The organism is Streptomyces bungoensis (genome assembly GCF_001514215.1).
GTDB classification, from domain to species: Bacteria; Actinomycetota; Actinomycetes; order Streptomycetales; family Streptomycetaceae; genus Streptomyces; species Streptomyces bungoensis.
This window is the reverse complement of sequence record NZ_KQ948851.1, coordinates 227,789-252,647: the sequence shown is the minus strand read 5'-3', so window position 1 is coordinate 252,647 and position 24,859 is coordinate 227,789. Positions and strand designations below refer to the sequence as shown.

The window sequence follows — 24,859 nt, the reverse complement described above, 5'->3', positions numbered from 1 at the left end:
TTCCCATGAGCATGAGCGGTGGGCGGGGCGGGGCCGAGCGGCTGGTCGTCATCGGCGGCGACGCCGCGGGGATGTCCGCGGCGTCGCAGGCGCGGCGGCTGCGCGGCCCGGACGAACTGGAGATCGTGGCCTTCGAGCGCGGGCACTTCACGTCCTTCTCGGCGTGCGGGATCCCGTACTGGGTGGGCGGCGACGTCCCCGGGCGGGACGACCTGATCGCCCGCTCCCCCGAGGAGCACCGCGCACGCGGGATCGATCTGCGCCTGCGCACGGAGGTCACGGAGATCGACGTCGCGGGGCGGCGGGTCCGCGCGCGTGACGTCGACTCGGGCGCCGAGTCGTGGACCGCGTACGACAAGCTCGTCATCGCCACCGGCGCCCGCCCGGTCCGCCCCGACCTGCCCGGCGCGGACGCCCCCGGCGTGCACGGGGTGCAGACGCTGGACGACGGCCAGGCCCTGCTGGACACGCTGGCACGCGCGCGTGGCCGGCGCGCGGTGGTCGTGGGCGCCGGGTACATCGGCGTCGAGATGGCCGAGGCGCTGATCAACCGGGGCTTCGAGGTGACCGTCGTCAACCGCGGCCGGGAGCCCATGTCGACCCTCGACCCGGACATGGGCCGCATGGTGCACCGGGCCATGGAGGGCCTCGGCATCACCATGGTCAACGACTCCGCGGTCACCGGTCTGCCGACCGGGGCGGACGGCCGGGTCCGCGCGGTGGCCACGCGGGACGCCGAGTACCCGGCGGACGTCGTCGTCCTCGGCATCGGCGTCCGCCCCGAGACCGGCCTCGCCCGCGCGGCGGGACTCCCGCTCGGCGCCCGCGGCGGCCTGCTCACCGATCGCGCCCAGCGGGTGCGCGGCCACGAGGACATCTGGGCCGGCGGCGACTGCACGGAGGTGCTGAACCTGGTCTCCGGGCAGGAGCAGTACGTCCCGCTCGGCACCCACGCCAACAAGCACGGGCAGGTCATCGGCACCAACGTCGGCGGCGGCTACGCCACGTTCCCGGGGGTGGTCGGCACGGCGGTCAGCAAGGTCTGCGACCTGGAGATCGCTCGCACCGGGCTGCGCGAGAAGGACGCCCATCGGGTGGGGCTGCGGTTCGAGGCGGTCACCGTCGAGTCCACCAGCCGCGCCGGCTACTACCCGGGCGCCTCGCCCATGACGGTCAAGATGCTCGCCGAACGCCGCACCGGCCGCCTCCTCGGCGTCCAGATCGTCGGCAGGGAGGGCGCCGCCAAGCGTGTCGACATCGCCGCGGTGGCCCTGACCGCGCAGATGACGGTGGAACAGATGACGGCGCTGGACCTGGGGTACGCGCCGCCGTTCTCGCCGGTGTGGGACCCGGTCCTGGTGGCGGCGAGGAAGGCGACGGCGAGGGTGCGCTCGGCCCAGGCGTAGGCCGGGGCGTGCGTCGCCGCGTCCGCCTAGGCGGTCCCGCTGATCCGGGGCAGGGACGTGACACCCGCCGCCGACGGCGCGGCCGCGGGCTGCTCCCCGGCGGGCCTGGCGTGGGACGCGGTCGTGCGGGTGGAGCGCAGCCGGTGGCTCACCGCCTCGTCCAGCGTCACGGGCCGCTGCATCTGCGCGGCCAGCCGGCCCGCCTCCTGGCCGAGCCGCGCGACGTCCTCCCAGGGGAGCCGTACCACCAGGGAGATCTCCGCCTCGCCGTCGGGCAGGGCGTGCATCGGAGGGGTAACTCGTTCGGTCATCGCCTGATCCTCACGTCGGTTGAGGAGACATACGCGCGCCGGCCGGGCCGCGTTCACCGATTCGGGTGCCGCATCCCGGGCACTACTTGAGTGTGGTCATCCCCGTCCATGACGTGAATCCGGCACGTCGCACCCCGTACGTGACGTACGCCCTCATCGCGGCCAACGTGCTCGTCTTCCTCGCCACACCCGGCCTGGCCGGTTCGGTGGCCGGGGGCGGCGACCTGGCCCAACTGTGCCATCTGCAGGCCTTCATGGACCAGTACGCGGCCGTCCCGCGGGAACTGATCCACCATCAGATGCCCAGGGTGGTGCCGACGGGAGCCGTCGGTGTGGGGCCGCACGGCGCGGGCTGCGTGGTGGCACCGCCCGGCTACGACAAGTCCCCGCCGCTGTCGGTCCTCACGGCGATGTTCCTGCACGGCGGCTGGCTGCACCTGCTGGGCAACATGCTGTTCCTGCTGATCTTCGGCAACAACGTCGAGGACCGGATGGGGCACATCCGCTTCCTGCTGTTCTACGTGGTCTGCGGCTACGCGGCCGGCTACGGCTTCGCCCTGCTCAACGACACCTCCGGCGCCCCGCTGATCGGCGCGTCCGGGGCGATCGCGGGGGTGCTCGGCGCCTATCTGGTCCTCTATCCGAGGGCGCGGGTCTGGGTCCTCGTGCCGTTCCTGGTCTTCCTGCCGCTGCGGCTGCCCGCCTGGCTGGTGCTGGGCTTCTGGTTCGGGCTGCAGGCGGTGTACTCCTCCGGGCACGGCGTGTCCGGAGCCGGGACGGTGGCCTACGCGGCGCACGTGGTCGGCTTCGTGGCGGGCATGCTGCTCGCCTGGCCGCTCAAGCCGGGCACGCCGCCCCCGCCGGAGCCGCGCCGGCTGCTGTTCGGCAGGCAGGCCCGGCCCCGTCAGGTGTGGTGAGCGGTCCGGCTCAGCGGACGCTGTGCGTGTGCACGTACTCCACGAGCCGGGTCAGCGCGTCCGGGTCGGTGTTCGGCATGACGCCGTGGCCGAGGTTGAAGACGTGGCCCTCCAGGCCGGCGGCCGCGTCCAGCACCTCCTGGGCCTTGACCTCGACCGTGTTCTTGTCGGTGAACAGCACGGTCGGGTCGAGGTTGCCCTGGAGCGCCTTGCCGGGGCCGACGCGGCGGGCGGCCTCGTCCAGCGGGACCCGCCAGTCGACGCCCACGACGTCCGCGCCGGCCTCGCCCATGAGGCCGAGCAGCTCGCCGGTGCCGACCCCGAAGTGGATGCGGGGCACGCCGTAGCCGGCGACGGCGTCGAAGACCTTGGCCGAGGCGGGCAGCACCGACGCGCGGTAGTCCGCCGGGGCCAGGGCGCCGGCCCAGGAGTCGAAGAGCTGGACGGCCGAGGCGCCGGCCTCGATCTGCACCTTCAGGAAGGCGGCCGTGATGTCGGCGAGGCGGTCCAGCAGGTCTGCCCACAGCTCGGGGTCGCCGTACATCATCGCCTTGGCGTTCTCGTACGTGCGCGACGGGCCGCCCTCGACCAGGTAGCTCGCGAGGGTGAACGGGGCTCCCGCGAAACCGATCAGCGGGGTGGGGCCCAGTTCACGGGTGAGCAGGCCGATCGCCTCGGTGACGTAGGAGACGTCCTCGGGGGTCAGGTCGCGCAGCCGGGCGAGGTCGGCGCGGGTGCGCACGGGCTGCTCGACGACCGGGCCGACGCCGGGCTTGATGTCGAGGTCGAGGCCGATGGCCTTGAGCGGGACGACGATGTCGCTGAAGAAGATCGCCGCGTCCACGTCGTGCCGGCGCACCGGCTGCAGGGTGATCTCGGTGACCAGCTCAGGCCGCATGCAGGACTCGAGCATCGGGATGCCCTCGCGCACCTTGCGGTACTCGGGCAGGGAGCGGCCGGCCTGGCGCATGAACCACACGGGGGTGTGCGGCACGGGCTCGCGCCTGCACGCCCGGAGGAAGGCGCTGTCGTACGTCGCTGCCGGCTGCCGGCCGGTGGGAGTGTCGTTCGCGGTCACGGGGCAAGTCTCGCACGACACCGTTCGGCGCACGCCGGCCGTCAGGTGTTCGGCGAATCCCTGGACGGCGGGGCGGAAACGGAGCGGGGTGTCTAGCCCGGCACCGGGCACCGGCTCCCTTACCCTTCCCGCATGGCTGCGGCTCAGGGACGAATGTCGGACGGCGCTGACGGAACGGACGACGCGAAGGACACCGGGGAGGCGGACCGGCCCTCCGGGGTGTCCGGACCGCCGGCCTTCCGTGCCGCGGTCGAGTCCCTGCGCGGCGCGCGGCTGCGGCCGCAGGTGGAGGTGGAGACCACGCCCGCCCCGCAGCGGCTCGCCCCGTTCGCCCACGCGCTGGAGGCCGTGGTGGCCGACGGCGACCAGGAGCTGGCCGACGGCCGGCTGGTGCTGCTGCACGACCCGGCCGGGCACGACGCCTGGCGCGGGACGTTCCGGCTGGTGACGCTGGTGCGCGCGGAGCTGGAGCCGGAGATGGCGGCGGACCCGCTGCTGCCGGAGGTGTGCTGGTCGTGGCTGACCGGCGCGCTGCAGGCGCGCGGGCTGACGTACGGCGAGCCGAGCGGGACGGTCACCCGCGCGAGCTCGCACTACTTCGGCGGGCTGTCCGAGCGCCCGCCCGCCTCGCAGATCGAGATCCGGGCCTCCTGGACGCCCCGGGAGGGTCTGGGCGGGGCACCGGACACCGGGGCGCATCTGGCCTCGTGGTGCGATCTGCTGGCCCAGGTCGCCGGGCTGCCGCCGGCCGGTCCGGGCGACGCCTCGGTCGTCACCCTGCCGCAGCGCAGGGATCCGCAGTCCCGGTGACCTGACCGCCGTTTCCCGACGGAGTCGTCCTCCGGCACGTCGCGTTGACCATCTCTTTGTCGATACGGCCACTTTCCGCACTCGAATGGCATCGACTCGAAGCGGCTCGATCCTCGAATGATCGATCGAGTGTCCGAATTGCACGAATTGTTACTCACTAGATCGTGATCATTCTCTAAAGGCGGACGGGTTTGCTGCCGAAGACGACTGTGACCTTGAAAGCACGGTTCGTCCCGGCTTCTTCCCCACAAGCCGGCCCCGTCCCCCCACCCAGGAGGCCTGGTGTCCGTTCTCCTCGAGCAGCCCGCAAGCCTGGTCGCCTACCGCCCGAACAAACCCACCGCCATGGTGGTGGTGGCCGACCCGCGCGTCCGTTCCACCGTCACCCGGCATCTGTGGGCGCTCGGCGTGCGCGACGTCATCGAAGCCTCGTCCGTCGCCGAGGCCCGTCCCCGTATCGGCAATCCCCGCGACATCTGTGTCGCCGACGTCCACCTGCCCGACGGCTCCGGCCTGACGCTGCTGTCCGAGACCCGCGCCGCCGGCTGGCCCAACGGGCTGGCGCTGTCCGCCGCCGACGACATCGGCGCCGTCCGCAACGCCCTGGCGGGCGGGGTCAAGGGCTACGTCGTCACCGGCACCCGCACCAACATCGGGCTCCCCAGCCGGCCCGGCGCCGCTCCCCTCGGCGCCGCCGCCCGTATGCACCGCCGCCCCCCGGGTGCCCCGAGCCACCCGGGCGGCTACCGAGAACTGTCCGGACGCGAGGTCGAGGTGCTGCGGCTGGTCGCGGAGGGCCAGTCGAACAAGGCGATCGGCGTCTCGATGGGCCTGTCCGCCCTGACCGTCAAGAGCCACCTCGCCCGCATCGCCCGCAAGCTCGGCACGGGCGACCGCGCCGGCATGGTGGCCGTGGCCCTGCGTACCGGAATCATCCACTGACCTGTCCCGACCGACCCCGCGCGGGAGGGCCGCCCGGCGCAACGCCGGTCACTCCTGTGACCGGGAACTTTCACCGCAGTGACTGGTTTACGACCCCCCGGCGCCCGTCGGCGGAACGTTCCGTCGACGGGCTCCTTCCCCGCACGGATACCCTTGACAGGTGACCGACGCCCAAGACACCGCAGCAGACAGTTCCCTGCGTATCACCGGAGGCACCCCTCCGGACGACGCGGGGTCTTCTGTGACGGGGACGCCGGTTCCGTTGCTCGAACCCCGCGAGGGCATTCCGCCGGTGATCGCCGACGGGACGGCCCTCGCGGAGGTGGTCGCCGCCTTCGCCGCCGGCTCCGGCCCCGTCGCCGTCGACGCCGAGCGCGCGTCCGGCTACCGCTACGGCCAGCGCGCCTACCTGGTGCAGCTGCGCCGCGAGGGCGCCGGCACCGCGCTGATCGACCCCGTCGCCTGTCCCGACCTGTCCGGCCTCGGCGAGGCCCTGACCGGCGCCGAGTGGGTGCTGCACGCGGCCACCCAGGACCTGCCCTGCCTGCGCGAGATAGGCATGCTGCCGGCCGCCCTGTTCGACACCGAGCTGGCCGGGCGGCTCGCCGGGTTCCCCCGGGTCGGCCTCGGCGCCATGGTCGAGGGGGTCCTCGGCTTCGTCCTGGAGAAGGGCCACTCCGCCGTCGACTGGTCGACCCGGCCGCTGCCCGATCCGTGGCTGCGCTACGCGGCCCTGGACGTCGAGCTCCTCGTCGACCTGCGCGACGCGCTGGAGAAGGAGCTGGACCGGCAGGGCAAGCTGGAGTGGGCGCGGCAGGAGTTCGACGCGATCGCGGCCGCGCCGCCGGCCGAGCCGCGCAAGGACCCCTGGCGCCGCACCTCGGGCATGCACAAGGTGCGCCGGCGCCGCCAGCTGGCCGTCGTGCGGGAGCTGTGGGAGACGCGGGACCGGATCGCGCAGCGCCGGGACGTCTCGCCGGGCAAGGTGCTCAGCGACGCGGCCATCGTGGAGGCCGCGCTGGCCCTGCCGCCGAACGTGCACGCGCTGGCCGCGCTGAACGGGTTCGGGCACCGCATGGGCCGGCGGCAGCTGGAGCAGTGGCAGACGGCCGTCGACCGGGCCCGGGCCCTGCCGGAGTCCGGGCTGCCCCAGCCCGGCCAGCAGGTGACGGGACCGCCCCCGCCGCGCGCCTGGGCCGACAAGGACCCCGCCGCCGCGGCCCGGCTGTCCACCGCCCGGGCGGGGGTGTCGGCGCTGGCGGAGCGGCTGGGCATGCCGCAGGAGAACCTGGTCTCGCCGGACACCGTGCGGCGGATCTGCTGGGAGCCGCCGACCGCCGACGCGGCGTCCGTCCAGGCCGCCCTGGCCGGGTACGGGGCGCGGCAGTGGCAGGTGGAGCTGGTCACCCCGGTGCTGGTGGCCGCGCTGTCCGCCAGGAGCGCCTGACCCGGTTCACCCGGTCGCTCCGCGCGGGATGCCGGGCGACGGTGAGATCACGCCACAATCCCGGGACGGCTCCGACCCGGCCGGCTCCGCCGGAGGTGTGACCTTCGCCGCTCCACCGGGGAGGGCTGTGCAGCTACATTACTCACAAGTAGCATGGTGATGAGCAAGCGCTCAGCGTCCCGCACCCTGGAGGAGAGCCAACGTGCCTCGTACCGTCAGGGACGTCGTCTTCGTCGACGGCGTCCGCACCCCGTTCGGCAAGGCGGGCCCGAAGGGCATCTACCACGAGACCCGTGCCGACGACCTTGTCGTCAAGGCGATCCGGGAGCTGCTGCGCCGCAACCCCGGCCTGGACCCGAAGAAGATCGACGAGGTCGCCATCGCCGCGACCACGCAGATCGGCGACCAGGGCCTGACCCTCGGCCGCACCGCGGGCATCCTGGCCGGTCTCCCCCAGTCGGTCCCCGGCTACTCCATCGACCGCATGTGCGCGGGCGCGCTGACCGCCGTGACGACCACGGCGGGCTCGATCGCGTTCGGCGCGTACGACGCCGTCATCGCCGGCGGTGTCGAGCACATGGGCCGCCACCCGATGGGCGAGGGCGTGGACCCGAACCCCCGGTTCGTCAGCGAGAAGCTGGTCGACGAGTCGGCCCTGTTCATGGGCATGACGGCGGAGAACCTGCACGACCGCTACCCGCACATCACCAAGCTGCGCGCCGACGAGTACGCGGTGCGCTCCCAGGAGAAGGCCGCCAAGGCGTACGCCAACGGCAAGATCCAGGCCGACCTGGTGCCGGTCTCGGTGCGCCGCACCAGCCCCGAGGCCGGCGAGACGGGCTGGGGCCTGGTCACCGCCGACGAGCCGATGCGCCCGGGCACGACCCTGGAGAACCTCTCCGGTCTCAAGACCCCGTTCCGCGTCCACGGCCGGGTCACCGCCGGCAACGCGGCCGGCCTGAACGACGGCGCCACCGCCTCGATCATCGCGAGCGAGGACTTCGCCCGCGAGAACGGCCTGCCGGTCAAGATGCGCCTGGTGTCGTACGCCTTCGCGGGCGTCGAGCCGGAGGTCATGGGCTACGGCCCCATCCCCGCCACGGAGAAGGCCCTCGCCAAGGCGGGCCTGTCCATCGAGGACATCAACCTCTTCGAGATCAACGAGGCCTTCGCCGTCCAGGTCTTGGCCTTCCTCGACCACTACGGCATCGCGGACGACGACGAGCGCGTCAACCAGTACGGCGGCGCGATCGCCTTCGGCCACCCGCTCGCCTCCTCCGGCGTCCGGCTGATGACCCAGCTGGCCCGCCAGTTCGAGGAGCAGCCGCACGTCCGCTACGGCCTGACCACCATGTGCGTCGGCTTCGGCATGGGCGCGACGGTCATCTGGGAGAACCCGCACTTCGACGGAGGCGACAAGTGAGCACCACCGCTGAACTCCTGAAGGGCGCGGCCGAGCTGTTCCCGGACGAGGTCGTCACGCAGGCGCACGTACGCCACTTCGACCTGCCCCTGGGCGCCGGGCGTTTCGCGCTCATCACCCTGGACAACGGCCTGGACCACACCAAGCCGACCACCTTCGGCCCGGCCTCGCTGGCGAACCTGAACACCGCCGTCGACCAGGTCGAGAAGGAGGCCGCGGACGGCGACATCGTCGGCGTCGGCATCACCGGCAAGCCGTTCATCTTCGCGGTCGGCGCCGACCTCAAGGGCGTCGAGCTGCTCACCAGGCACGAGGACGCGCTGGCCATCGGCAAGGGCGGCCACGAGGTCTTCAAGCGCCTGTCCAAGCTGGCCGTGCCCACCTTCGCCTACTACAACGGCGCGGCGATGGGCGGCGGCGTCGAGGTCGGCCTGCACTGCTCCTACCGGACCGTCTCCGCGGCGATCCCGGCGTTCTCGCTGCCCGAGGTCTTCCTCGGCCTCGTCCCCGGCTGGGGCGGCTGCGCGCTGCTGCCGAACCTGATCGGCGCCGACAAGGCCGTCTCGGTCATCATCGAGAACAGCCTCAACCAGAACAAGCAGCTCAAGGGCAAGCAGGTCTACGAGCTCGGGATCGCCGACGCGATCTTCGAGGGCGCCGACTTCCTCGAGCAGTCGCTGATCTGGACGGCGGCCGTCCTCAAGGGCGAGATCGCCGTCGAGCGCCCGGCCATCGACCGCGGCGAGGCCTGGGACCAGGCCGTCGCCCGGGGCCGCTTCGTCGCGGACTCCAAGGTGCACGGTGCGGCCCCGGCCGCCTACCGCGCCCTGGACATCATCGCGGCCGCCAAGGACGGCGACCTGCAGCGGGGCTACGACGCCGAGGACCAGGCCCTCGCGGACCTGATCATGGGCGGCGAACTGCGCGCCGGCATCTACTCGTTCAACCTCGTCCAGAAGCGCGGCAAGCGTCCCGCCGGCGCCCCGGACAAGAACCTGGCCCGCCCGGTCACCAAGGTCGGCGTCGTCGGCGCCGGCCTGATGGCCAGCCAGCTCGCCCTGCTGTTCCTGCGCCGCCTGGAGGTGCCGGTCGTGCTGACCGACATCGACCAGGAGCGCATCGACAAGGGTGTGGGCTACGTCCACGCCGAGATCGACAAGCTGCTCGGCAAGGGCCGTATCAACCAGGACAAGGCCAACCGCCTCAAGGCCCTGGTGACCGGTGTGCTGGACAAGGCCGAGGGCTTCGCGGACGCCGACTTCGTCATCGAGGCGGTGTTCGAGGAGATCGGCGTCAAGCAGCAGGTCTTCGCCGAGGTCGAGGCGGTCGCCCCGGCCCACGCGATCCTCGCCACCAACACCTCCTCCCTGTCGGTGACGGAGATGGCGTCGAAGCTGAAGCACCCCGAGCGGGTCGTCGGCTTCCACTTCTTCAACCCGGTCGCGGTCCTGCCGCTGCTGGAGATCGTCCGCGGTGAGCAGACCGACGACGCGTCGCTCGCGACCGCGTTCGCGGTGGCCAAGAAGCTGAAGAAGACCGCGGTCCTCGTCAAGGACGCCCCGGCGTTCGTCGTGAACCGCATCCTGACCCGCTTCATGGGCGAGATCCAGAACGTCATCGACGAGGGCACCCCGGTCGAGGTCGCGGAGAAGGCGGTCGAGCCGCTCGGTCTGCCGATGTCCCCGCTGGTCCTGCTGGAGCTGGTCGGCCCGGCCATCGGCCTGCACGTCTCGGAGACCCTCAACCGGGCCTTCCCGGACCGCTTCACGGTCTCCCCGAACCTCGCGGCCGTCGTCAAGGCGGGCAAGCGCGGCTTCTACGTCTACGACAGCGGCAAGCCGGAGCTGGACCCGGAGGTCGCGGCGCTGCTGAAGCAGGGCGACGTCGCCCTGACGGAGGAGCAGGTGCGGGCCCGGGTGCTCGACGCGGTGGCGCAGGAGATCGGCCTGATGCTCGAGGAGGGCGTCGTCGCCGAGGCCCAGGACATCGACCTGTGCCTGATCACCGGCGCCGGCTGGCCCTTCCACCTGGGCGGCATCACGCCGTACCTGGACCGCGAGGGCGTCTCGGAGCGGGTGAACGGGAAGCCGTTCCTGGCGCCGGGTGTGGCGAGCGTCCCGGCGTAGTCCCGGACGTGTGCGAGCGTGTGTGACAAGGGCCCCCGCCCCGGCGGGGGCCCTTGTCTCATCCCCCGGTCCGGAGGGTGAACTCCACCCGCAGCAGGGCGTGGTCGGACTCGGGGTACGTGCGCACGCCCGCGCTCCGCACGGCGAAGTGGCGCCTGGTGGCGAACGCGTAGTCGATCGTCCGGCCGCCGGCCGTGGCCTCCCCGGGAGCCGTGCGTCCCTCCACGAACCGGTCCCTCAGGTACGACAGGGCCGGCGCCTCGGGCGGGAGGTTCAGATCCCCGGCGAGCACCACCGGCGTGCCTCCGGGGAACGCGTCGAGCCGGTCCCTGATCTCCCGCAGTTGTTCCGGGGCCCTGGCGTTGGTGTGGGCCGTGCACGCGATGAGCGGATGCCCGTGGAACACGGTGTGTGCGCACAGCAGCCCCCTGCGCACCGCGACGGTGCGGCCGGCGTTGGTGTAGGTCTCGCCGCCGGTGTGGGTGAAGCGGAGGTAGTCCCGCCGGCCGTCCGGGACGTCGCCGCGGCTGAGCACGGCCGATCCGAACCCGCCGGTCCGTCCGCAGGCGGGCACGTTGTCCTGGGACGAGGCGTAGGTGCCGTCCATGCGCCAGCCCGCCCGGGCGAGTCGCTCCTTCAGCCGGGCGTACTGCGTCAGGCAGATCTCGTTGACGGTGACCAGGTCCGGCCGCAGCCTCGACGCCTCCTCCGCCAGCCGCGCGACCGACGTGCCGGGCCCGGACCGTCCGGCGTTCCACCAGCAGTGCGCCGCCGCTCCGCAGAGGTTGTACTGCAGCACGCGGAGCGCCGGCCGCCCGGCCGGCGCGGGTCTGTCGTCGTCCGTTCCGGGGTGGGAGGACGCCGCGAGCAGCACCGCCACCGCGACCACCCCCGCGGACAGCCACGCGCCCAGCCGGTGCCGCACCCGTGCGGCCCCTTCCGGCGCGGCACGACCGGCCGTCACCAGTCCCCGGTGAACGGCCGGTGCCCGCACACCTCGCCGCAGGCGTGCCGTGAGGACCCCAGCGCTCGCACGGGGCTGTCCTCGGGGATGCCGACGACCTTGAACGTGCGCGGGGTGGGCGTGGACTCGGCCGCTCCGAACAGGGCGATCACGTCCACCGTATGGGCGCCGGAACGCCAGGGATGGGCGTGCGTGAACGCCCATTCCCCGTTGTCGTTCACCCCCGTCGCCCCTATGAGCACGTCCCCTTCCATGAGGACGACCTTCGTCACGCCCCGCTGCACCGTTCCGGAGAAACGGGGCCGCGGCCCCGCGAACGCGCCGTCGGCCGGCCCGTGGACCACCGGCGGCGGGACCTCGGTCAGCACGGTGAAGCGGTGCTCCAGCACGGGTGAGCAGCCACCGTCGGAGCGCAGCCCCACGCAACTCACGTGGTGCTCTCCGGCCGTCCAGCTCACCGACCGCCGCCAGCTCCACTGGCCGGCACTGCCGACGCCGGTGCCGCCGAGGTAGTGGCCCTGCTCGAAGAAGAGCAGGTAGTGGGTGCCCGGTGCGCAGACGCCGGTCAGCTTCACCATGGGGCCGACCGGGACGTCCGGAACCGGCTGGGTGATCGCCGGTGCCGCGCCCAGGGGCTGGGCGTAGAGGGCCGCGTCGGGCGACTGGACGGTGAACTCGCCCGACACCGGCGGCAGCACCGGTGGTTCCATGAGCCGGTCGAGGTACACGTCGGCCTTGTCGAGCACCCCGAGGCCGCACAGCCCGGCCACCACGATGCGGGCCACCTCGAAGGCGCCGAGGTGGTTGACATGGGTGGAGTCGATGCTGCCGTCGGGATGCAGGGGGTGTTCGCCGGCATCCACCCAGCTGAAGTACTGGCGCAGTCGCATCGGGCCTATCTCGGCCCACAGCTCCGCCGTACGGCGGTTGAGGTCGATCAGGGGCGCACCCAGCCGGCCGGCGACCTCCCGCATGGCCCGGGGGTGGTCGCCCAGCGTGTTGACCACCTCTCCGCCGGCGGAGAACGCGTACCGCGCCATGGGTGTGACCAGGACCGGTACACCGCCCTCCTGGTGCACGTAGGTGGCGAACAGCCGCAGCAGTTCCCGGTACTCGGGTACCGGGACGTAGCGCGTGCCGTTGTGGATCATGTGATCCACGCAGCCGAAGCCGATCAGCACGATGTCCTGGGGCTTCATGCGGTTGAGCATCGCCGGGAAGCGCTCGGTGAAGTACTTCCGCGTGGTCATGGCGCTGCGCGCGTAGTTGGCGACCTCGACGGGGCCCGCGAGCAGGTCCTCGATCTTCTGGCCCCAGCCCGCCATGGGGGCTTCGTCCTCCGTGCGCGGAGCGGCCACGGAGTCCCCCAGCACGAATATGGTCCGGTTCACGTCCGGTCCCTCCCTAGCGGTCGACCACGTTCATGGCCATGGCTCCCGAGGCCGAGCAGTACGGCCGTACCCAGACCGGGCGGGCCGGGTGGACCACGGCGTAGTCGGACGCTTCGTCGCCGACCACCGGGAGGGACGGGTAGGCGTAGGCGCCCTTGACGTCGGGGAAGTCCTCCAGCAGGTGGCACACGCGCACCTTGCGCCGGTCGGACGGTGCGGGCTGCAGCCACCAGTCCCAGTCCTCCCAGCGCTCCAGCCGCTGGTCGACCACCGTCCGCACCGGCACCTCGGCCCGGAAGGCCTGACGGCCGAGCACCTCGACGGGCACCGTCACGTTGTGCGCGTGCGGGCCCCGGCGACTCACGACGAACAGGGCCCCCGGCTCGATCCGGCCGGCCCCGCACAGCACGCCCCGCAGGGTGATCCGCCCGTCGCGGACCTCGACGCCGGTGCACTCGGCGTGCTGTTCGCGCAGCACCGTGCGCAGCATCAGCCGGCCGTTGGGCTGGGCGTACGGCAGGTTCCAGACGACGGAGCCGGACGGCGGGCGGGTCACGAGGCGGACCCGCGCGTCGATGAGGGCGCGGGTGTCGCGAAGTCCGGCCTTCATGTGCACGCCGCTGGACTTGGCGGTCCGCATGGTCACCTGCCAGCGTCCGTCGCCCAGTTCTGCGGCGGTCTCGGCGGTGACCACGGCGGTGTAGCCGGTACCGCCGTTGTCCAGCGCGGTACGCGACGTGCGCAGGGGGACGTCGGGGCGGGCTTCGCCGTCCGACGGCCTGTGGCGCAGCACGAACTGCCAGCGTCTGCGGCCCTCCCCCGGGCCCTCGGCGGAGAGCAGCAGCCGGCCCGCGTCCTCGGCGGTGACGTCGACCGTGGCCGCGCCGAGGGCCACGGGCGGCTCGGTGAGCCGGTCCGGCCCGGCCTTCCGGGCGCCGGCCGGAGCGCGGTAGCCGCGCTCCTTCGCCGCGCGGCGGCGGGCGGCGTCCGCGAACAGTTCCAGGTACCGGCCCGCGACGGCCGACGGATCGTAGCGGGCCGCGTTGCGCAGAGCGGCGGCCCCCATGGTGCGGCGCAGGTGCTCGTCGGCCATCAGCCGGCGCAGGCCCCAGGCGATGCCCTCCACCTCGCCGTTGGGCACGAGGAAGCCGTCCTCGCCGTCGCGGAGGATCTCCCGTGGCCCGACCGGGCAGTCGGTGGAGACCACCGGCAGCCCGCACCGCATCGCCTCCACCAGCGTCATGCCGAAGGACTCCGCGCTCGACGTCACCGCGGCGACGGAGCCCTTGGCCCACTCGGACTCCAGGGGCGAGAAACCGCCCATGAGAAGCGCCCGCCCGTTGAGGCCGAGTTCGGTGACCAGGGCGCGCAGCTTGCCCGCCTCGCCGCCGTCGCCGTAGATGCGCAGCTGCCAGTCGGGGAAGTCCTCGGCGAGTGCGGCGAAGGCCCGGATCAGCAGGTCGTAGCGCTTGACGTGGTGCATGCGGCCGGCGCTGACGACGACCTTGCGGGTGCCGTCGGAGGGCGCGACGGACGGCTCCGGGACGCTGTTGGGGATGCCGGTCACGGGGAGTCCGGGGATCGGCGTGTTCTCCTGGAAGGAGCGGGCGTCGGCCTCGGTGACGGTGGTGACCGCGTCCAGCCGCGGGTAGACGCGGGCCATCTCGGCGCGTACGGCGGGTGGGATGGCGAGGTGGGTCATGTGCTCCTGCGCGACGCGCAGGGCGCCGTCGCGGGTGTGCGCCGCGACGAACAGGTTGAGGCTGGGCCGGGTCCCGACGACGACGTCCGCGGTGGTCCTCTCCAGTTCCCTGATGATCCGCCGGTCGGTGAACTTGCTGTACTGGGCGTAGAACTCCTCCTGCCGCGGCACCACCTCGCTGGGTTCGTCGCTGCCGGGGGCCCCGCGGTCGGCGCTGCCGGCCCGCAGATCGATCAGTGCGCGGACGGTGACGCGCGGGGAGATCTCGAACTTGGTGGCGTTCGCACGCCGGAACACCGAGACGATCTCGACGTCGTGGTGGACGGAGAGCGCCTCGGCGAGGTTGATGACGGTGCGGTTGGTGCCGCCGATGCCGTAGATGTTGTTGATCAGGAAGGAGATCTTCACCGGACCTCACGCTCCTTCCGCTCGAAAGGACTCGGCACGGGGTAGTAGGCCCGCAGGAACGTGCCGAGCATGGCCGTCTGGCGGGCCACGTCGTGACCGTCGGAGAGGGTGTCGTTGATGCAGAACGCCTGCCGGTCGCGGCGGGCCAGCAGGATGCCGAGCCGGCGCTGGATCTCGGGCTTGGCGAGGTCGAGGTAGGCGAAGGAGACCTGGGACGGCACGGCGCGGCCGGTCAGGTAGGCGTAGTAGTGGTACAGCGAGGACGGGATGGAGATGTCGGTGGCGCTGCGGAACCGGCTGTAGGAGGTCCGCAGGTGCTCCTCGGCGTAGGTCTGCTCGATCTCCTGCAGCACGCTGCGGCGCAGTGCGTACGGGGCGTGCCGCAGCTTCTGCACGAGGGCGGTGCCGAATCGTTCCATCAGCAGTCGCCGGTTGTTCTTGCCCGCCGCGTCCACCGGCCGGTCGAGGGGCGTGAGGTCCCAGCGGGGTACCTGGGAGGGCGAGAAGAAGGTGCGGGTCATGCCGTTGGAGAGGAAGAAGTCCTGCGGGACGACGGGCCGGCCGAGGAACATGTCGTCGTTGAAGTAGAGGAAGTGCTCCGCCAGGCCCTTGATGTGGTGCAGGCGGCTTTCGATCGCGTGCGAGTTGAAGGTGGGCAGGGCGGCGGGGTCGTCGAAGATCTCGGAGTGGTCGACGACGGTGAGCCGTGGGTGGCTGTCGTTGAGCCACCCCGGGCGCTGACGGTCCGTCACCAGGTAGACGTGGCGCACCCAGGGGGCGTTCTGTTCCAGGGCGCGCAGCGAGTAGCGCAGCTCGTCACGGCTGATGTACCGGGCCGCGTTCGCGGCCTCGGTGTGGTAGCCGCCGGTGCCGTAGGCGGCACGCCGCTCCTGCCAGGCCGGGTCGCTGCCGTCCACCCAGGTGTAGACGACGTCGATGGGGAAGCGGACGTCCTCGGGCAGGGGCTCGGCGCAGGGCCGGATGGTGCGCACCGCGCGGGTGCGGCGGGTGTGCAGGGCCGCGAAGCCCGTCAGCAGGCTGACCGGAACGGTGACCCGGGGTGCGTCGACGGCGACGTCCTCGGTGACGCGGTTGGGACGTGGGGCGATCAGACGGCCTTCCTGGGGCTGCCAGAACTCCAGGTCGCAGCCGTACTCCAGGCCCAGCACGAGGGAGCCGGCCGGATCGCTCCAGACCATGCCGACGCGCAGCACGGCCGCCTCGCGGGCCAGGTGCCGGCCGGGCCCCGACCCGCACAGCACGGCCCGGCCCTGGGCCGCCTCGCCCCGGCAGGCGCGCAGATAGACGGGGCTCTGCTCGGAGAGGCGGGCCAGCACCTGGACGACCTGGTCGCGCTGGGAGGCGGCGACGGCCAGGCACGAGCGGTAGTCGGTGGCTCCGCGGACGGCGAAGTAGTCGACGCCCGCCTCCTCCAGTGCCGTCACGACCAGTTCGAGGTTGGCCTCCCGCAGGCCGAGCGGCGAGACGGTGGGGCGTACGAGCGCGATCCGGCCACCGTGCCCGGCCAGTGCGGCGAGCCGCTCACCGCCGCCGAACAGGTGCGGCCAGCGGCGGCGGGCCCGGACGCCGCGGAAGAAGCGGGCGCCCGCGCCGAGTGCGTGCAGGCGGCGCAGCACGTGCTTGATCAGCGCGCGCAGCCGCACCGGGACACCGCGCGCGACACGGCGTCTGAGCCGCGCCGGAACCAGGCGGCGGTACGCCCCGACCGCGGCGGACGCCTCGGGATTGCTCATGCTCATCGCCGGCCGACCGCCTCGCCGGACGGCACGGCGCTCGCCACCGTGGCCTGCTCGTGCTCGAACGGGCTGGTCACGGGGAAGTAGCGGTGCAGGAAGTCGACCACCGCCCTCGTTCCGCCCCGGGCGTGCGCCTCGTCGGAACCGAGCCCGAAGAGGTGGATCTGCTGGGTGTCCCGGCGCACCAGCAGCCGTTCCAGGTGGGGACGGATGCCGGGCAGGGCGGCGTGCAGCGCCGTCGACGCCTCACCGGAGGGTTCGGCCAGCCCGTTCGTGTGGGCCAGGTGGTGGGCCACGCCGTCCAGGGGATGCGTGCCGGGTACGGCGGGGGCGTGCTGCCCGTCCGGCAGGTGGAGGGGCGCCGACCCGGTCGCCGCGAGCCGGGCGAAGGTCTGCACGCGGTACGGCTGGGAGCCGTGCGCGTAGCCGTGCGCGGTGATCCGCCCGGTGGCGGAGTAGGCGGCGCTCGACCACGGGGCGAAGGACTCCTGGGCGTTCCAGGGGCCGCGCCGCGGGCGGCTCTGGCCGTTCGGGGTGAAGTAGTCGAAGGGCCGGACCGGCCGGCCGAGCACGGCGCCGGGGCGCAGCAGCAGGAAGTGCTCCGCCACGTCCGGCAGCAGGTGCAGCTGCCACTCGGCGCCCGGCCGGGCGCGCACCACGGTCAGCCGTTCCCCGGTACGCAGCCAGGCCGGCGGCTCGGCCTCGGCGATCACGTGGACCACGTCCACCCAGGGTGCGTACTGGTGCAGGGAGCGCAGCGCGGCCCGCAGCAGTTCCTCGCCCCAGGCTGTGGGGTGCTGCCACAGCAGGACGGCGTCCACGGGGAAGTCGATCTCCTCCAGCCGGATGACGTCGAAGGTCTCCAGCGTGATCGTGGGCTCGAGGTCGCCGTCGATGTCGCAGTAACCGGAAAGCCGGTCGAGGCCGATCTCGACCCCGGGCGCGTCGCTGGGCACGGCGCGCTGGACGCGGTTGGGGCGCGGGCCGATGAGACGCTCGGTGCCCAGCGCGGTGTCCGCGGTCCAGAACTCGATCTCGATGCCCTGGTCCTCACCCACCCAGAGGTTCTCCGTGGGATCGGTCCGCAGCCAGACGAGGCGTATCACCCGGGCCTTGCCGTAGTGCTTCCAGGCCTTCAGGTGGCTGCCCGGGATCTCCTTGGTGTCGCCCTGGGCGGGCGAGACCGACACGACGTAGCCGGTGTGCTCCTCCAGCAGGGCGCGCAGCACCCGGCGCACGGCCCCCTTGTTGCGCTGCTCGACGGCCAGGCAGATGCGGCGGTCGTCGAGCGCGGGGACCGCGAACCAGGGGATCTCCGCGGCGTCGAGGGCCTGCGTGACCAGGTCGTGGTCGAACCGGCGGGCCAGGTCGGCGGTGAGACCGGTGTGCACGTGGCCCACGCGGCCGTCGTAGGCGGTGGTCCGCCGCTCGGAGCTGCCCAGCCCGGCTCGGCGCACGCGGCGCAGGGCCCGGCGGTGCAGCCGGGCCTCACGGCGCCGCAGGGTGCGGGCCAGCTGCCCCTTGACCTTGCGTCGTACGCCGGCGGGCACCGTCGTGGCGGCCGCCGAGCGCACCGGCTGGGGAACGAACCGCTTGTAGACGTGCCCCGCTGAGCTCATCGACGTCGGATCCGGCACGTCATGAACTCCGCTTCATCGCTCGTACGGACTGGGAGTGGGGAAATAGGAGTTGAGGAAGCCGTCCAGCAGCTCCTGCTGGGCCTCGATGTCCTCCGGGGTCGAGAAGGCGTCGTTGAGGCAGAAGGTGTCCTGGTCCCGGGAGTCCAGCAGGCGCTGCAGCCGTTCGGCGAGGTCGGGCACGGCGAGCTGGAGGTAGGTGAAGGGCATCGAACCCGGCTGCGCCCGGCCCGTCAGCGCCGCGTAGTACAGGGCGAGGGACGAGGTCGGCGACAGGTCGGTCATCGCCCGGAACCTGCTGGCCGAGGTGCGGGCCCAGGCCTCGGGGAAGTCGCGCTCGGCCTCCTCCATCGCCGAGCGGCGCAGTGCGTAGGGAATGTGTTCCATGGGCTGGGTGATCACCCTGCCGAACCGTTCCTTCAGGAGGGCGCGGTTGTTCTTGCACGCCGCGTCGACCGGGGTGTCGGTCGGCGCCACGGGGCCCTGCGGGATGCGGTTGCGGGACGGGAAGTAGCGCGCGGTGCCGGTGGGGGTGAAGAAGGCGTGCGGGCTCACCGGGCGGCCGATGAACATGTCGTCGTTGAAGTACAGGAAGTGTTCGGCCAGGCCCTCGATCCGGTGCAACTGGCTCTCGATGGCGTGCGAGTTGAACACCGGCAGGTCCGCCGGGTCGCGGAAGATCTCCCGGTGCGTCGCGATGCGCAGCCCGGGCAGGCCTTCGCACAGCCAGTCCGGCACCTGGTCGTCGGTGACGATGTAGACGTTGCGGATCCAGGGGGCGAACAGGTGCAGCGAGCGCACCGAGTAGCGCAGTTCGTCCCTGCTGATGAAGCGGGCGTCGCTGGCCGACTCGGCGTGGTAGACCTCGCCCTTCGCCTGGGCCTTGCGCTCCTGCCAGACCGGGTCGTTGCCGTCGACCCAGGTGTAGACGGCGTCGACGGGGAACGCGATGTCGTCGGCGCAGTTGACGAGGAACTCGGGGCGGGTGGCCAGCGCCGGCGCCAGCGGGGCCGGGGTCCAGTCGGAGACGAAACGGCTGAACAGCCGTCCGGCGCCCAGCACGTTCGGCCCCTCGGCGGCGACGGCCCAGGTGGCGCGGTTGGCTCGCGGGGCGACCAGGTGGGTGCCGTGCCGCTGCCAGAACTCGATCGCGCAGCCGTACTCGTGCCCGAGCAGCAGGTGCCGGCCGGGATCGGTGCGGTACCAGCTGACCTGCAGGATCCGTGCGCCGGGTGCGTCCCGCCAGGCTCTGGGGTCGCGCGAGGAGACGGGCTTGGCCGGCCGCGGCGCGTCCGGGTCCACCACGCTCAGGTGGCCGGGGAACTGGCTCAGCCCGCGGAACACCACGGAGAGCACCCGCTCCCGGTCCTCCTCGGCGACGGCGATCACGGTGCCGTGGTCGGCCGTGCCGCGGACGGCGAAGTGCGGTACGCCGACGGCGTCGAGCAGCGCGGACAGCGCGGAGCGATTGGCCTCCCGGGCCGCGAGGGGCGTGAGTCCCGGCTCGACGTAGACGTCGCCGTGCTCCGCCGAGAACGTCGTCGGGCCGGTGTCCGCGGCGCTCCGCGGCGCGGGGCGCTCCCGTGCGAAGTGAGTGGCCGCATCCGGAATCCGGCCGACCGCATGATCAGATACGGCCGTCACGCCGCCACCCTTCCCGGGCAGACGCACGCAGCATCGCCAGCCACCCTCCCTCGTTTCCCACCGGCCAGAAGCCGATGGGCACTCACGGCCGCGCGCCCTCGTGCCCCCCCGGGCTCGAACCGCGACCGCACCACCACGCGTTGGCTATGGAGCCACGCTACTCACACGATAATTTAACCTTCACATGCCATCTACATCATCATCAGGGCCCACACTCCTGTCAACCTGTCCGACACAACGGGCAAAGTCGAGCATTTCGCCGATGCGCAGGTGAACGGCCAGTGAGGAAGAGGTAAGCGGGTAAGACGTGGGTTCGCCGTGCCGTGCCCGGAAGTCGGTCTATAGTTCGAGCACACCACGGCGCCCTCAGGCGCCGCGCGGGCCCGGTTCCTCCCCCCACTCGTGCCCTGCACCACGCAACGGTTCAAGGCATCGAGCCACGAGTGAGAGAGGACTGAGGCATGACGCATGCGCCCACGGACACGGGCCCCCGCAGATCGAGGCGCAAGACGACGGGCGGCCGGGCGGCCACCCCGCGCGGCCGCGGACGCCGGATCTGGCGCTGGGTCGCCCTCGGCGCCCTCGTGGTGGTGCTGGCCGCCGGCGGTGTCGGCTACTGGCTGTACAGCGACCTCGACGGCAACATCAAGGGCGTCGACATCGACACGGCGATCGGCGACGACCGGCCCCAGAGACTGCCGACCTCCGGTCAGAACATCCTGATCCTCGGCTCCGACTCCAGGGCCGGGGCCAACGCGGCACTGAACACCGGGCACGTCTCCGGCGCCCGCTCCGACACCGCGCTGGTGATGCACATACCGGAGGGCCGCACCAAGGCCGTCGCCATCAGCATCCCCCGCGACACGCTGGTCACCCGGCCAGGGTGCGCCAAGTCCGACGGCACCACCGTGCCCTCGGCGAAGCGCGTGATGTTCAACTCCATCTACTCGCAGGTCGGTCCGGCGTGCGTGGTGAAGACGGTCGAGCAGATCTCCGGCGTCCGGATGGACCACTACGTCGAAATAGACTTCGCCGGTTTCAAGGAACTGGTGGACGCCATAGGCGGGGTCGAGGTCCACGTGCCGCAGGACATCCACGACCGGTCCAGCGGACTGGACCTGTCCGCCGGCACCCACCGGCTCGACGGCACGCAGTCGCTGCAGTTCGTCCGCACCCGGCACGGCATCGGCGACGGCAGCGACCTCGGGCGCATCGGCCTGCAGCAGCAGTTCATGCTGGACCTGCTGAGCGAGATCAAGAAGCAGGACCTGCTGGGCAGCCCGGCCAAGTCCTTCAAGATCGCCGACAAGCTCACCGCGGCCCTCACCACCGACTCCGACCTCGCCTCGCTCACCAAGCTGGCGGATTTCGGGCGCAGTCTGAACGGGATCGATCCCTCCACCATGGAGACGATCATGCTGCCCGTGGCGTACGACAAGGTCGACCCCAACCGCGTGGTCGCGGCGGAGCCCCAGGCGACGCGGCTGTGGAAGGCGATCCGCACCGACTCCGCCATCCCCGAGTCGGCGAAGAAGTCGCCGGCCAAGGGCGGCCAGAGTTCCTGAAGGACGGGCGGCACGGCGCCGGGGTACGACACACCCGCGTCCGTGCCTCCCGGCACCGCACCGTCAGACGCGCGCCCACGGGGTCAGGGACAGGCCCGGCTCGTCGGTCTGACGGGCGACGCACAGCATCCCGGCCGGGTCGATGACGGCGAGCGCCACACGCCCGTGGCCGTCCAGCGCCAACGCCGGTGCGCCCAGAGAGCGTTCGCCCGTCGGCGCCCACCACAGCCCGGCCTGTTCGTTCTCGGTGCCGCAGACGGCCAGCATGACCTGCCCGTCGACGTCCCGGTGCGCCAGCACCGTGCAGTCGTAGCCGTCCAGCCCCGCGCGCAGCACGGCGACGGGCTCCCCGTCCGGGACACCGCCGAGCGGGATCGCCCACTGCCCCGGCCGGTGCGCGACCAGGCCGCCGACATCCGGATCGGCCCAGTAGAACGTCGCCCGCTCCGGACCGCTCGGCAGGGCCGACGCCGTGCCCGGCACCACTCGCACGGGGATGTTCGGCTGCTGCCGGAAGTCGCCGTCGGCCTCACCCTGCCGCCATCGCATGGCGGTCGTCTCGCCGGCGGCCAGGACCTCGATACACCCGGAGGGGTGGGCGACGGCGGCGATCCCGTCCCGCACTCCGCTGCCCTTGAGGTCCTGCCACGGCTCCCACTTCCCGGTGGAACCCTCCCGGCGCAGCATGACGCCACCGCCCGCGTTGCGCGTGAAGACGTGCACCCGGCCCGAACCGCTGACCGCGGCGACGGGAACGCCGAAGCGGGCCGCCTTCTCACGGTCCTTGTGCGCGTTGCCGAGCGAGCGCCACTCCGTGACCGCACGGCCGGTCTGGTACTGGATCGCGTGCACGATGTCGACGACGGGCGGCCCGTCCGCCCGGCGCACCTCGCGCCGGCCCAGGAAGTGGACGTAGGTATCCGCTCCCTGAGCGACCGTCAGATGCGTCAGGCCGGCCACGGGGAAGAAGTCGGGTCCGGTCCATTCCGGGCCGCCGCGCCGCGACTCGGTCCAGCGCAGCAGCCCCTCGCCGGTGCGCGCGTACGCCGTCAGCCTGCCGTCCCTGCCGAGGAGGAGCCAGCGGCCGCCGACGGTGCCCTTCGCGGTGTGCCCCACCTCGGCCACGCGGTGCGCTTCGGCATCCACTCGGCCGCGGGCGGCGCCGCGCCCGGATCTGGTCCGCATGAGCTGACCCGTCCCCTTCCCCTGACATGACCCCGGCCCGGCTGATCCGCCCGGCCCGAACCTGTGTACGGGCTGCCGGGCTGGCTCATCATAGGCGAGCGTCCGGTGAACACCGCATGGCGGCCGTGTGCGCGTGCCCGCCCCGGGAGGGCACGACGGACCCGGGAGACGTGCGAACCTGATCCCATGGACGACACACCCGCCCTGCTCGTGATCGTCGACGGCGCGAACGTCGTCGGGTCGGTGCCCGACGGCTGGTGGCGGGACCGCAGGGGCGCGGCCGAGCGGCTGCGGGACCGGCTGGCGGCGGACGGCGTGCCCGGACTGCCCGGACCGGCCGAGATCGTCCTCGTGGTCGAGGGCGCGGCGCGTGGTGTGGAGCCGGTGCCGGGAGTACGGGTCGAGGCGGCGCCCGGCAGCGGCGACGACCGCGTCGTCGAGCTGGTCGAGCGGGCCGGCGACCGCGCCGTCCTGGTCGTCACGGCGGACCGCGAGCTGCGGCGCCGGGTGACCGAGCGGGGCGCCGAGGTGACCGGGCCCCGCGCGGTCCGCGGTCGCGACTGAGCCGCGCGGAGGCCCGGAGCGGGAGGCCCTAGGCGACGTTCCCGGACTGCGGCCCCGGCACCTCCCCCGCCGGCTCCGTCGCCCGCTGGGCGAGACGGCTGTGGGTGCGGCCGTAGAAGAAGTAGACCAGGAAGCCGATCACCATCCAGATGGCGAACCGGAGCCAGGTCTCGGCGGGCAGGTTGAGCATCAGCCACAGCGAGGCGCACACCGACAGGATGGGCAGGACCGGGACCAAGGGGGTGCGGAAGGCGCGGGGCAGGTCGGGGCGGGTCCGGCGCAGGATGATCACGCTGATCGCGACGACGACGAAGGCGAACAGGGTGCCGATGTTCACCAGTTCGGCCAGCTCGCTCAGGCTGGTGAAGCCGGCGACGACCGCGATGACCACGCCGAGCAGGATGGTGGGCCGGTGCGGGGTCTTGAACCGCGGGTGGACGCGGGAGAAGAAGCGCGGCAGCAGCCCGTCGCGGCTCATCGCGAAGAACACCCGGGTCTGGCCGAGCAGCAGGATCATGCACACGGTGGTCAGGCCGATGGCGGCGCCGAAGCTGATCACGCCCGCGTACCCGGGGTGGCCGGTGGCCTTGAACGCGTCGGCGAGCGGGGCCTCGATGGACAGCCGGCTGTACTTCTGCATGCCGGTGACCACGACGGAGACGGCGACGTACAGCACGGTGCAGATGAACAGCGAGCCCAGGATGCCGCGGGGCATGTCGCGCTGCGGATTGCGGGTCTCCTCGGCGGCCGTGGCCACGATGTCGAAGCCGATGAACGCGAAGAACACCACCGAGGCGGCGGTGAAGATGCCCATGACACCGAAGTTGGCCGGTGCCCAGCCGAACATCAGCTGGATCAGCGGGGCCTTGAGGTTGCCCGCCGCCGCCACCGACTGCGGCTTGGGGATGAACGGCTGGTAGTTGCCGCCCTTGATGAAGAACGCGCCGGCGATGATCACGACGAGGACGACGGCCACCTTGATCGCGACGACGATCGAGGTGATCCGGGCGGAGAGCTTCATGCCGAGGACGAGGATGGCGGTGAGCCCCAGCACCAGGGCGGCCGCGAGGATGTCGAAGCCGAAGCCGCTCGCGTTGTCCCGCCCGGCCAGGTAGGCGGGCAGGTGCCAGCCCGCGTTGTCGAGCAGGGAGCGGATGTAGCCGGACCAGCCGACGGCCACCACCGCCGTGCCCAGCGCGAACTCGAGGACGAGGTCCCAGCCGATGATCCAGGCGGGCAGCTCCCCGAGGGAGGCGTACGAGAAGGTGTACGCGGAGCCCGCGACGGGGACCGTGGAGGCGAACTCGGCGTAGCACAGGGCGGCCAGCGCGCAGACCACGCCGGCCACCACGAAGGCCAGGGCCACCGCCGGACCGGCGTTGTTCCTGGCCACCTGTCCGGTGAGGACGAAGATGCCGGTGCCGATGATGACACCGACGCCGAAGACGGTCAGATCGAGGGCGGAGAGGGACTTTCTGAGCGCATGCTCGGGTTCCTCGGTGTCCTGGATGGACTGCTCGACGTTCTTCGTCCGGAAGAGCGCGCTGCTCACGTGCCTACCTCCCACGCTTGTCGTCCTCGA

19 protein-coding genes are annotated in these 24,859 nt (G+C 72.4%); 9 read left to right on the top strand and 10 right to left on the bottom strand.

Annotated features, from left to right (window positions below; all coding sequences use genetic code 11):
* Nucleotides 1–5: 5 nt before the first annotated feature.
* Nucleotides 6–1,406 (top strand): FAD-dependent oxidoreductase, encoded by a 1,401-nt coding sequence (locus AQJ66_RS00945; protein ID WP_061914897.1) that lies wholly within the window; start codon nt 6–8, stop codon nt 1,404–1,406.
* A 26-nt stretch (nt 1,407–1,432) separates the two neighbouring features.
* Here AQJ66_RS00945 and AQJ66_RS00940 read toward each other — a convergent pair whose 3' ends face one another.
* Nucleotides 1,433–1,717 carry a hypothetical protein gene (locus AQJ66_RS00940; protein WP_061914894.1) on the bottom strand — a complete coding sequence of 95 codons (285 nt, stop codon included), beginning with the start codon at nt 1,715–1,717 and terminating at the stop codon, nt 1,433–1,435.
* A 92-nt stretch (nt 1,718–1,809) separates the two neighbouring features.
* Here AQJ66_RS00940 and AQJ66_RS00935 point away from each other — a divergent pair, with 92 nt between their 5' ends.
* A complete protein-coding gene (locus AQJ66_RS00935) occupies nt 1,810–2,634 on the top strand; it encodes a rhomboid family intramembrane serine protease (RefSeq protein WP_061914891.1) in 825 nt (274 codons plus the stop codon).
* A gap of 10 nt (nt 2,635–2,644) precedes the next feature.
* Here the strand turns inward: AQJ66_RS00935 and hemE are convergent, their stop codons facing one another.
* Nucleotides 2,645–3,712: a uroporphyrinogen decarboxylase gene (gene hemE / locus AQJ66_RS00930; protein ID WP_061914888.1), complete on the bottom strand. Its 1,068-nt coding sequence runs from the start codon at nt 3,710–3,712 to the stop codon at nt 2,645–2,647.
* A gap of 132 nt (nt 3,713–3,844) precedes the next feature.
* On the opposite strand from hemE, the gene AQJ66_RS00925 reads away from it, so the two are divergent.
* From AQJ66_RS00925 to AQJ66_RS00905, 5 genes are all read left to right on the top strand, one after another.
* Nucleotides 3,845–4,522, top strand: coding sequence for a DUF3000 domain-containing protein (locus AQJ66_RS00925; RefSeq protein ID WP_061914885.1), 678 nt, complete (start codon nt 3,845–3,847; stop codon nt 4,520–4,522).
* 282 nt (nt 4,523–4,804) lie between these two features.
* Complete coding sequence (locus tag AQJ66_RS00920; RefSeq protein ID WP_061914881.1) at nt 4,805–5,464, top strand: response regulator transcription factor; 660 nt, start codon at nt 4,805–4,807, stop codon at nt 5,462–5,464.
* A 160-nt stretch (nt 5,465–5,624) separates the two neighbouring features.
* The gene (locus AQJ66_RS00915) at nt 5,625–6,911 is read left to right on the top strand and encodes a ribonuclease D (protein WP_079060005.1); all 1,287 of its coding nucleotides are present in this window, start codon (nt 5,625–5,627) and stop codon (nt 6,909–6,911) included.
* Between the two features lie 202 nt (nt 6,912–7,113).
* Nucleotides 7,114–8,334, top strand: a complete 1,221-nt coding sequence (locus AQJ66_RS00910; RefSeq protein WP_061914875.1) for a thiolase family protein — start codon at nt 7,114–7,116, stop codon at nt 8,332–8,334.
* Nucleotides 8,331–10,460 carry a 3-hydroxyacyl-CoA dehydrogenase NAD-binding domain-containing protein gene (locus tag AQJ66_RS00905; protein ID WP_061914872.1) on the top strand — a complete coding sequence of 710 codons (2,130 nt, stop codon included), beginning with the start codon at nt 8,331–8,333 and terminating at the stop codon, nt 10,458–10,460. The genes AQJ66_RS00910 and AQJ66_RS00905 overlap by 4 nt, the downstream gene beginning before the upstream one ends.
* A 58-nt stretch (nt 10,461–10,518) precedes the next feature.
* Here AQJ66_RS00905 and AQJ66_RS00900 read toward each other — a convergent pair whose 3' ends face one another.
* The 6 genes from AQJ66_RS00900 to AQJ66_RS00875 are packed head-to-tail and all read right to left on the bottom strand — an operon-like array spanning nt 10,519 to nt 19,963.
* On the bottom strand, nt 10,519–11,385 hold the full coding sequence (locus AQJ66_RS00900) for an endonuclease/exonuclease/phosphatase family protein (protein WP_061914869.1): 867 nt from the start codon (nt 11,383–11,385) through the stop codon (nt 10,519–10,521).
* Between the two features lie 35 nt (nt 11,386–11,420).
* A complete protein-coding gene (locus tag AQJ66_RS00895; protein WP_061914865.1) occupies nt 11,421–12,815 on the bottom strand; it encodes a GDSL-type esterase/lipase family protein in 1,395 nt (464 codons plus the stop codon).
* A 13-nt stretch (nt 12,816–12,828) separates the two neighbouring features.
* Nucleotides 12,829–14,925 (bottom strand): glycosyltransferase family 4 protein, encoded by a 2,097-nt coding sequence (locus AQJ66_RS00890; protein ID WP_061914862.1) that lies wholly within the window; start codon nt 14,923–14,925, stop codon nt 12,829–12,831.
* Entirely contained in the window at nt 14,922–16,685 is a 1,764-nt protein-coding gene (locus AQJ66_RS00885; protein WP_061914860.1) for a stealth family protein, read from the bottom strand. Before AQJ66_RS00885 ends, AQJ66_RS00890 begins: the two co-directional genes overlap by 4 nt.
* Nucleotides 16,682–18,319: a sugar phosphotransferase gene (locus AQJ66_RS00880; RefSeq protein WP_061914857.1), complete on the bottom strand. Its 1,638-nt coding sequence runs from the start codon at nt 18,317–18,319 to the stop codon at nt 16,682–16,684. Before AQJ66_RS00880 ends, AQJ66_RS00885 begins: the two co-directional genes overlap by 4 nt.
* 15 nt (nt 18,320–18,334) lie before the next feature.
* Nucleotides 18,335–19,963 (bottom strand): stealth family protein, encoded by a 1,629-nt coding sequence (locus AQJ66_RS00875; RefSeq protein ID WP_061914854.1) that lies wholly within the window; start codon nt 19,961–19,963, stop codon nt 18,335–18,337.
* Between the two features lie 461 nt (nt 19,964–20,424).
* Here AQJ66_RS00875 and AQJ66_RS00870 point away from each other — a divergent pair, with 461 nt between their 5' ends.
* The gene (locus AQJ66_RS00870; protein ID WP_061914851.1) at nt 20,425–21,528 is read left to right on the top strand and encodes an LCP family protein; all 1,104 of its coding nucleotides are present in this window, start codon (nt 20,425–20,427) and stop codon (nt 21,526–21,528) included.
* Nucleotides 21,529–21,591: 63 nt separating this feature from the next.
* On the opposite strand, the gene AQJ66_RS00865 is transcribed toward AQJ66_RS00870, so the two are convergent.
* Entirely contained in the window at nt 21,592–22,713 is a 1,122-nt protein-coding gene (locus AQJ66_RS00865; protein WP_061914849.1) for a PLL family lectin, read from the bottom strand.
* A gap of 186 nt (nt 22,714–22,899) precedes the next feature.
* On the opposite strand from AQJ66_RS00865, the gene AQJ66_RS00860 reads away from it, so the two are divergent.
* On the top strand, nt 22,900–23,277 hold the full coding sequence (locus AQJ66_RS00860; protein WP_061914846.1) for an NYN domain-containing protein: 378 nt from the start codon (nt 22,900–22,902) through the stop codon (nt 23,275–23,277).
* 28 nt (nt 23,278–23,305) lie between these two features.
* Here AQJ66_RS00860 and AQJ66_RS00855 read toward each other — a convergent pair whose 3' ends face one another.
* Complete coding sequence (locus AQJ66_RS00855) at nt 23,306–24,829, bottom strand: amino acid permease (RefSeq protein WP_061914843.1); 1,524 nt, start codon at nt 24,827–24,829, stop codon at nt 23,306–23,308.
* Nucleotides 24,830–24,859 lie beyond the last annotated feature (30 nt).